The sequence below is a fragment of the Actinomadura sp. HBU206391 genome, assembly GCF_014323665.1.
Classification (GTDB): domain Bacteria; phylum Actinomycetota; class Actinomycetes; order Streptosporangiales; family Streptosporangiaceae; genus Actinomadura_C.
On sequence record NZ_JABVEB010000225.1, the window covers coordinates 1 to 8,544 of the forward strand.

7 protein-coding genes and 1 pseudogene are annotated in these 8,544 nt (G+C 70.5%); 5 read left to right on the top strand and 3 right to left on the bottom strand.

The window, feature by feature from the left end; translation table 11 throughout:
- Positions 1-176: 176 nt before the first annotated feature.
- Positions 177-650 carry a hypothetical protein gene (locus HKK72_RS31995; protein ID WP_187238169.1) on the top strand — a complete coding sequence of 158 codons (474 nt, stop codon included), beginning with the start codon at positions 177-179 and terminating at the stop codon, positions 648-650.
- Between the two features lie 130 nt (positions 651-780).
- Here HKK72_RS31995 and HKK72_RS32000 read toward each other — a convergent pair whose 3' ends face one another.
- Positions 781-1,326, bottom strand: coding sequence for a MarR family winged helix-turn-helix transcriptional regulator (locus tag HKK72_RS32000; protein WP_187238170.1), 546 nt, complete (start codon positions 1,324-1,326; stop codon positions 781-783).
- Positions 1,327-1,364: 38 nt separating this feature from the next.
- On the opposite strand from HKK72_RS32000, the gene HKK72_RS42500 reads away from it, so the two are divergent.
- The gene (locus tag HKK72_RS42500; protein ID WP_187238171.1) at positions 1,365-2,687 is read left to right on the top strand and encodes a glycosyltransferase; all 1,323 of its coding nucleotides are present in this window, start codon (positions 1,365-1,367) and stop codon (positions 2,685-2,687) included.
- A gap of 39 nt (positions 2,688-2,726) precedes the next feature.
- Here HKK72_RS42500 and HKK72_RS32010 read toward each other — a convergent pair whose 3' ends face one another.
- Both HKK72_RS32010 and ccmA read right to left on the bottom strand, forming a co-directional pair.
- Complete coding sequence (locus HKK72_RS32010; protein ID WP_187238172.1) at positions 2,727-4,166, bottom strand: DUF6297 family protein; 1,440 nt, start codon at positions 4,164-4,166, stop codon at positions 2,727-2,729.
- Positions 4,163-4,786, bottom strand: coding sequence for a heme ABC exporter ATP-binding protein CcmA (ccmA, locus tag HKK72_RS32015; RefSeq protein WP_187238173.1), 624 nt, complete (start codon positions 4,784-4,786; stop codon positions 4,163-4,165). The genes HKK72_RS32010 and ccmA overlap by 4 nt, the downstream gene beginning before the upstream one ends.
- 61 nt (positions 4,787-4,847) lie before the next feature.
- On the opposite strand from ccmA, the gene HKK72_RS32020 reads away from it, so the two are divergent.
- The 3 genes and pseudogenes from HKK72_RS32020 to HKK72_RS32030 all read left to right on the top strand — a co-directional run.
- Positions 4,848-6,965 carry a hypothetical protein gene (locus HKK72_RS32020; protein WP_187238174.1) on the top strand — a complete coding sequence of 706 codons (2,118 nt, stop codon included), beginning with the start codon at positions 4,848-4,850 and terminating at the stop codon, positions 6,963-6,965.
- 94 nt (positions 6,966-7,059) lie between these two features.
- Positions 7,060-7,695 (top strand): TetR/AcrR family transcriptional regulator, encoded by a 636-nt coding sequence (locus HKK72_RS32025; protein ID WP_187238175.1) that lies wholly within the window; start codon positions 7,060-7,062, stop codon positions 7,693-7,695.
- Positions 7,696-7,845: 150 nt separating this feature from the next.
- Positions 7,846-8,511: pseudogene (locus HKK72_RS32030) on the top strand (aldehyde dehydrogenase family protein); the annotation flags it as partial.
- Between the last annotated feature and the right edge of the window lie 33 nt (positions 8,512-8,544).

Consider the following 8,544-nt stretch of genomic DNA (forward strand, 5'->3'; position numbering starts at 1 on the left):
CGCCCCGCAGGTCGGCCCATGGGCGTGGCGACTCTGGCGTACGACCGTCGATCTGGGCGAAGGCGAAAGCGTGATAACCGCGTGCCGGGTTCACGTGACCTGCCCTACCTGACCCGTGCCGCCCACACGTCCCTTAACGTGTGCACGATCGACCGATCGTGAATCGGAGAGGGTCCATGGAACCGATCCAGGCGCTGGAGACCTCGCTGAGCTACCTGACGGAATGCCTGGTCATCGCCTACGAGCTGTCGTCGCGACGCGGGGCCTTCACGCTGGTCGTGGACTATCCGATGAGGTCGCCGGGGAGCATGCGGGAGTTCGCCGCCTTCGTCTTCGATGACGCGCGGGTCGAACGCCTCCACCGCGACGGCCGGACCTCTGAACGCCTGCACGGCGAATGCCGCTCGACCTGGGGCGGCGCGGTCATCCAGACGGTCAGGCAGTTCACCCAGTACGGTCGTGGCCGCGTTGAGCTCTGGTACTCACTGGACGCCGGGATCCAGGTCACCTACGGCACGCTCCGCGGGTTCACCCGGGCGTCAACGGCTCAGCAGGTCGGCGGCTCATGGGTCTACCGAGATCTCCGCTCCGGCGAGGAGTTCGATTTCGACCATCCGTTCCCCTCGCTGATGGAGCCTCCGCGACCGTAGCCCGGTACCGGGTCTTACCGGAATCGGCGGATCGGTGTGGTCGACAGTTCTTTGGCGCGTTGCAGGCTCCAGCAGTTCCTTGGGATGGTCGCCCGTCGGAAGTGAACGTGGTTCCTGTGGGAGCCACGCCCTACGACCCGGCAACAGGCTCCGAGCCTTCCTCATCGGCTTGGTCGGTGGTGAATCCGGTCCGTACATGGGCTTCGACACGGAGCATGAGATCGAAGAGCGTCCGCGCCTCTTCATCGGTGAGGCACTGGAACCATTCGAGCACCAACTGCTGGTCTGACCACGACCGCTGCCGCCAGTACTCATGGCTCTGGTTCGTCGTCTGCAGCCGGCGGACGCGTGCGTCCTTTTCGTCCGGACCGATGCGCAGCATTCCTTTGCGCTCCAGGGCATCGGCTATCTGCCGGGCGTTCTGGTGACTTGTGCCGAGTGCCGCGGCGGCCTGGGACAGCGAGGGTACCCCGATCGCGTCCACGACCGTGATGAGGGCGGCCTGCTGGGTGGTGAGGCCGTCGGGCCGTAGCCGCTGATCCATCAAGGTGCGCAGCTCCTGCGCCAGCACGATGATGAGGCGGAAGATCCGGACGCGGGTCGCCGCGTCGCCGCCGAGTCGTTCGGCTTCGTCCTCGGACAGCCCGAGTGCTTCCCAGGGGAGACTGGTTGACATAGGTAACATGTTACCTAAACTGGCATCGAGGTGATGTCGTGATCTGTCTTCTGCCGAACTGCTGCTTCCTGTCGGAGACCTCGCGCATGCTCGAGGTCTATCGGGCTCTGCGCGCGCGTGGTGCCGAGGTCCGGGTCGCCACTCACGGTGGCCCCTATGCGCGGGTGCTGACCGATGCGAGAGTCGCCTACGACCTGATCGGCGAGGGGATGGGCCCGGAACGCTGTGCTTCGTTCGTGCGGTCGGTACCCGGAATCGGCTCGCCGGACCAGAGCATGTGGGCATACGAGGAGATGCGCGACTACGTCCAGGCGGAGGTCGCCTACTTCCGCACTCATGGCGTCCGGGCCGCCGTCACCGGCTGGACGCTGACCGCGCTGCTGTCGACCCGCGTTGCCGGGATCCCGCTCGTCACCGAACACGCGGGCTCCTTTCTTCCGCCCGTCTTCGAGCGCGGTCTGCTGCCGGCGCCCAGCCGGCCCGTCGGTCTGCCGCTCGAGCGCTGGCTGCCCCGGCCGGTTCGGCGCTGGATGGTCAACAAAGGCGCAGCCGGGCTCACGCTCTATACCGGGGACTTCAACCGCCTCGCCCATGAGCTCGGCGTCGAGGGCGTCCCGAGCTTCCCGGCGCTGTTGCTCGGCGACCTCACACTCGTAACCGACATCCCCGAGGTGCTCGGGGTCTCCCAAGACGACGTCGATTCCTGGACGCCACGCGACCCGAGCAGATACCGGGCCGGGACGCGATTGCGCTACACCGGCCCGCTGTACGCACGACTCCCGCTGCCTGTGCCGGAACGCGTGGAGAGGTTCCTCACCGGCCGAGATCCGATCGTGTACGTCGCGGTCACCTCCAGCGAGCCCGAGCTCGTCCGGCGGATCGTTGGATCGCTGACCCCACTGGACGCCCGGATTCTCGTGGCCGCGACCGTGCACGAACTCGGCGATCTCGAGAATCAGCAGGTGATGGTCGAACCTCTGCTGCCCAACCACCTGATCATGCCCCGGGTCGATCTCGCCGTCGCCGCGGGCGGCCAGGGAAGCGTCCAGACCGCGCTGGCCTCCGGAGTGCCGCTGATCGGCGTCCCGCTGCAGCCGGAACAGGATGCGAACGTCGCCTTCGCCGAGCGGGCGGGTGCCGCACGGCTCGTCCCCATAGCGGCCGCCGGGACGCGGCGAATGACAAAGATCGCAAGTGCCGTGCTGGCCGACGAACACTACCGGCACAACGCACGGCGCCTTCAGGGGTTGTTCGCCGCCGTCGACGGTGCCGGAACAGCCGCCGAGGCGGTTCTGGACCTCATCGGCGAGACCGCGGAAACGACCCCACGACCGGTGGCGCCGCGCAGCGGACAGCAATGAGGCACAGCGGACATCGATGGAGAGGAAGCGGGCCCTCGGCTAGCGGACCCGGCGGCGGAGCAGGAACACCGCCGCCATGCCCGCTCCGGACAGCGCTTGGGCGACCAGATAGGGACCGAGGGCGGGCGGCTGGCTGCTCAGGGCCAGCATGGCGGGCGCGCAGCCGAGCGCGGCCAGGTCCGCCCCGGTCAGCGCCCAGATGACCGGGCCCGTGGGCACGGCGGCGCCCAGCAAGGGGATGATCGGCATCGAATGGTCGACCGGGTGTCGCCGCGCCATCCGCAGGGCCCCGGCGGCCAGCGCGGGCGCGGCCGCCGGGCCGAACAGCCACCACGGCCCTTCTCGCAGCGCGCCCACTGCGACGAGCCCGGTCAGCGCGGCGCTGACCCAGGCGCCGCCCACCAGCGCGGGCAGCAGCGTACGGGCCGCCAGCGCGGGCCGGATGCCGACGCCGGACAGCCGCACCAGGCTCGGGTCGTCCCCGTCCCGGCGCGCGCCCGCCGTGCAGGCCGCCGCGGCGCCGAGAGCTCCGGCGGCCACTACGACCAGCGCGGCCGTGGTGAGACCACCCCCGGCGTGCGCGGCCAAGGCGGGCAGCGCGGCGCTCGCGAGCAGCAGCGCCGACCGGCCCGGACGCCGCGCCAGTCGGCGCCAGTCGGACCAGGCGAGCGCGAGCGGGCCGGGGAGCCGCGGCGGCCACGGTCGTGATCGCAGGCCGCGCCGCCGCCAGTGCTCGTCCTCGGCGATCCAGGTCAGCGCACCGGGATCCAGGAGCACCGTCGCGGTGGTCACATGCCCGGCACGCGTCGAGGCGGCCAGGATCCGGCGCGCGGGGACGCGTTCGAGCGCCGTCCACGCCCGCCGCGCGAGCACGGCGGCCGCGACGGCCGAAGCGACCGCGATGGCGGAGGCCACGTGGGCGGGCGCCCCGGCGATGGCCGCCAGCAGCGGCCGCCACGGACCGCTGCCCATCACCGCCGCGAGCACGGCCAGCACCACCACGGAGATGATCGCTGCTAGCAGCCACGAATCCCATGCCTGCGAGGCCTGCGCCAGTACCGCCGCAGCCATTCCGCCGATGGTCGCCGACATGCCCAGCACCGCCGCCGTGAGCAGCCGCAGCGTGAGCCGGTCGGGGACGCCGAGCGCGGAGAGCAGGCCCACGGCCAATGCCAGCCCGCCCAGCAGCGAGACCGCGAGCAGAATCGCCGCCGTCTTCCTGAGCACGCCGCGACGCGGAAGCGGCGAGAGCACCAGCCACGCCGCGTCGGCGGCCGAGGTGGCGACCGGACCGAACGCGCGGGCGAGCGCGAGATAACCCGCGTAGGCCAGCGCGACCAGGGCGACGCCCGCGCCCATCCTGGACGGGTCCACCTGCCGCGCGAGGCCGGGCAGCACCGTGCTCGACGCCTGGGCCAGCAGCGCCACGGCCACGACGAACCCCACCACGGCGGAATATCGATCCGACCAGGTCTTCATGCCGCCTCCAACGTCACCGTCCGGGCGCGGGTGGTCTCGGCGAGGCGCAGGTCGTGCGTCGCCATCACCACCGTGCCGCCCTCCGCCGCGTACTCGGTGAGGCTTGTCGCAAGTCGTTCCCTGAACGCCGGGTCGAGCCCGCGCTCCGGCTCGTCCAGCAGAAGCAACCGGCTCGGCCGGATCAGCGCCATGGCCAGCGACAGCCGCTGCCGCTGGCCGGTCGAGAGCGACAGCGGCGACATGTCGCCCCGCCCGGCCAGGCCGAACGTCTCCAGCGACGTACCGACCTCCATCCGGGCCGCGCCGTGCACCGCGGGCATCAGCTCCAGATGCTCGCGCACGGTCAGCCCCGGGTACCACGCCGGCTCGTCACCCACGAGGGCGACGTCGCGCCAGAACGCCGGCTCGTCCACCGGCGGCCGGTCGAAGACGCCGACCTCTCCCGACACCCCGGGCTGAAGCCCCGCCAGGCACCGCAGCAACGTCGACTTGCCCGCGCCGTTCTCCCCGACCACGGCCACGATGTCGCCTCGACCGACATGGAGCTCGACGCCGCGCAGAACCGGACCGCCGCCCAGCTCGACCCCAACATCCCGGGCCTCGACGATCAATTCGGTCACCGTCCGACCCTACGCGCCTCCTCGGCGGCTAGGACAAGAAGTGCGATCTACGATCTTCGTTATGACCGAGATCATCGACTACGGGCGGTTCGCCGAACGGCTGCGACGGGTGATGCCCCGCTGGGACGCACGCGAGCGCATGTCCGCCGAAGAGTTCGCCGAGCACCTCGCCGACACCGGTCCGCGCTGGACGCTGCTGCGCGAGTTCCAGGAGGAATGGGGGTACGAGAACCCCGGCGGCGGTCCGGTCTGGGCGCGCTGGTCCGAGGACGAGCACAAGGCATATCTGCGGCGGCTCGAGGCCGCGGCGACCGGCGAGGAGGCAGACCGTTTCGAGGGGGTCGACCTGACGCTCTCGATTCCCAAGGCGCTGGACGAATGGTGGGATCTGCCGTTCAACTCCTTCACCCACCGGCCTCGTCTCTACTGGACCAATCCGGAATGGCCGCCCACGGTGCGGCCCGGCCCCGCCCCGGGCGGCGCCGCGGACCGGCCGTCCGGCGACGACCCGTTCTCGGGCCTCGGCGACGAGCGGCGGATCTGCGTGTTCAAGGCCGAATACCAGTACTGCAACGAGTGGGGATACCTGGCCGCGGATTCCGCGCTCGCCGACCCGAAGGTGCTGGTCAGCGTCGATGACCACAGCTGGGTGACGCAGTCCCGGTCGATCTCCGAGTTCTTCCTTCAGCTCGCCGTTGATCGGCTGCCCGCGCACTACGGGTGGTCAGTGCAGATGAACGAGGCCGACCCGGAGCTCATGGAACGGGTTCGCCGCGCTTTCCCGGCGCTCGGACTGCTGCCCTGGCGGGAACTCGGCACCGAGACGGTCACCTATGGCGCGCCGGACGCGATCATTTACCACGACGTAGAGGACTTCGCGGACTTCCCGTTCGTCGTCCACGCCCGTACCCGCGCCGCGCTGGAGAATGTCGCCAGTGCGCTCGGGGTGGACTGGAGCGAGCGGATCCGTGAACCCGAGGCCGTGCTGGAGGAGAGGGCCGCAGAGGCAAAGAGACCCCGGTCGCCGTGGGCCGGGGAATCCGACCCACAGGGCCGGTGGAGCGTCGTGACGGCCTCGGATGATCCTCAGCCTGGAGCGCGCCCGTCACTCGAGCCGTCACCCGGGCCGTCGGCCGCGTCGCTCGTCGGGGAGGACCCGGGCGAGCGCACGGCCTGGGCCGTCGACGCCGGCCGCGATCTCGCCGCCGCGGGCGACGAGGGCGGCGGCTTGTGTCTGTGGCGGCTCGACAGAAGCGGGGCGGCTGCCACGCCGCCGGTGGCGGAGACCCCGGAGACCCCGGTGGCCCCGGATGATTCGGATGATTCGGATGGCGGGACACCGCATGACGCACCGATCACCGCGATCGCCTGTATCCACCTCGAAGGCTGTGGCCCGACGGTGGTGAGCGGGGACGCGAAGGGGCTGGTGCAGCTGTGGTCTCCCGACATCGAATGGGGGCCGGTCGCGATCGCGCGCCGCTCCTCGAGGACTACCGGGATCAGTGCGGCCGAGCTGATCACCGGGCCGGTCATCGCAGTTGCCTGGGCCGATGGCGTGGTACGCCTGTGGGACGTGCGTTCGGGGACCGACGTCGACGTGCCGCTCCCTTCCGATATCGAGACGCTGTTGCTGCGTCCCGACGGCACGCTGACCGTCGGTGCGACGGCCGGAACGGCCACCGTGCGGCTCCATCCGGAGGTGATCTGGCCGCAACTGGAACTGACCGTGTCCCTCAACCGGCTCGACTGGGAGTCGCTGCGTGCCGTGCACGGCCCGGCAGCGAAGGTGCCCGTCTGGATCCGCGATGCCGCGTCGGACGACGCCGGCACGGCCGAGAGCGCACTCGCCCGGCTGCGCTGGGCGCTGCACGAGGAGGGCAGGATCCATCCCGCCACCGTGAACGCCATTCCCTTCCTGGCACGGCTCGCCGCCGACCCCGGCAATCGCGTCCGCCCCGCGCTCGTGTCGCTGCTGTCGGAGATCGCACAGGCCGCACTCGACTCCACCGACCGCGACCCCGATCCAGAGCTCGGAGAGTCGTGGCCGGACATCGGACTCGCGGTGATGCTGAAATGCGTGCCGACGCTCTCGCCGCTGCGAGGCGATGCCGACAGCGCAGTCCGTGAGGCGGCCGCCGAGCTGCTCGCCGCCCTCGGCGAGGACGGCGGCGCGGGATGATCCGCGGCCCAGGGTCGCGGCCGAGGCGAGACGACCGGGCCTTCACTTAGCGTGATCGGCCGGGGCCCGTCGCCCTGATCGGACTGGGATACTGATGACCGTGACCACCCCGGGCAACGACCGGCCGACTCGACGAGGACGGCCCGGCTACGACAGGCAATCTCTGGTGCAGGTCGCGGCGAAGGTGTTCAACGATCGCGGCTACGACGGCACCAGCATGGACGACCTGTCCAAGAAGCTGGGAATCAGCAAGTCCGCCATCTACCACCACGTCTCCAGCAAGGACGAACTCCTCCAGCTGGCGGTCGACTACGCGCTCGACGGGCTCTTCGCGGCGGCGGACGAGGCCGAGGCGATGGACGGGCGTGCCATCGATCGGCTGGAACACCTCGTACGGGCCAGCGTCGCGGTCCTGGTCGACCGGCTTCCCTTCGTGACCCTGCTCCTGCGGGTACGCGGCAACACGAAGGTGGAGCGGCAGGCGCTCGCCCGCCGGCGCCAGTTCGATCACTTCGTGTCGAAGATGGTCGCTCAGGCCGCGGCCGAGGGCGACGTCCGGCCGGACGTCGATCCCGCGAACGTCAGCCGGCTGCTGTTCGGCATGATCAACTCGCTGACCGAGTGGTACCAACCGCGCGGCAGGGCGAGCGCCGCCGAGCTGGCCGACGCCGTCTGCAAGATCGCTTTCGACGGTCTGCGGCTGCAAGACGGCCGGCCGGCGGGCGATTGACACGGCGCCGCCGGCGCGATCGACACGGCGCCGCCGGGTGGGAGCGCGTCAGCGCCATCCGTGAGCGGCGGCCATTCCCTCCACCCTGTCGCCAGGGTAATATCCTGACTGAACGTACGGTCGGTAATTCGGCGACGAGGAGGGCCCGCGATGGCTCCGCTGCACAGCCGTGTCTCTGGTTCCTGGCATGTTCCGCCGGATGAGGGCGCTCCCTTGAGGGACGCGGTGACGGGCGAGGAGGTCGCCCGCATCTCCTCGACCGGCGTCGACATGGCGGCCGCGCTGGACTACGGCCGCCGGGTCGGTGGCCCCGCGCTGCGGGAGCTGACCTTCCACCAACGGGCCGTGCTGCTCAAGTCGCTGGCCCTGCACCTGCGCGAACACAGAGATGAGCTGTACGCGCTGTCGGCCCGGACCGGCGCCACTCTCCCCGACTCGCGGATCGACGTGGACGGCGGCATCGGCGTGCTGCTGTCGTACGCGAGCAAGGGCAGGCGTGAGCTGCCCAACGACACGGTCCTCGTCGACGGCGCCGTGGAGCCCCTCGGCAAGGGCGGCACCTTCGTGGGGCAGCACATCTACACCCCGCTTCCCGGAGTCGCGGTGCAGATCAACGCCTTCAACTTCCCGATGTGGGGACCGCTGGAGAAGCTGGCGCCGGCGTTCATCGCGGGCATGCCGAGCCTGATCAAGCCGGCGAGCCAGACGGCGTACCTGACCGCCCGGTTGGTCGAGCTGATCATCGAGTCGGGCCTCCTGCCCGAGGGGAGCGTGCAGTTCGTCTGCGGCGGTGTCGGTGACCTGCTCGACCATCTCAACTAAAAGTATCTGTTGGCGTTCACAGTATCG

Bases quoted from the DNA above. Each gene is read 5' to 3' on its own strand.
- HKK72_RS32000 (WP_187238170.1), bottom strand. From the start codon at position 1,326: ATGTCAACCAGTCTCCCCTGGGAAGCACTCGGGCTGTCCGAGGACGAA.
- HKK72_RS32025 (WP_187238175.1), top strand. From the start codon at position 7,060: ATGACCGTGACCACCCCGGGCAACGACCGGCCGACTCGACGAGGACGG.
- HKK72_RS31995 (WP_187238169.1), top strand. From the start codon at position 177: ATGGAACCGATCCAGGCGCTGGAGACCTCGCTGAGCTACCTGACGGAA.
- HKK72_RS32010 (WP_187238172.1), bottom strand. From the start codon at position 4,166: ATGAAGACCTGGTCGGATCGATATTCCGCCGTGGTGGGGTTCGTCGTG.
- HKK72_RS32020 (WP_187238174.1), top strand. From the start codon at position 4,848: ATGACCGAGATCATCGACTACGGGCGGTTCGCCGAACGGCTGCGACGG.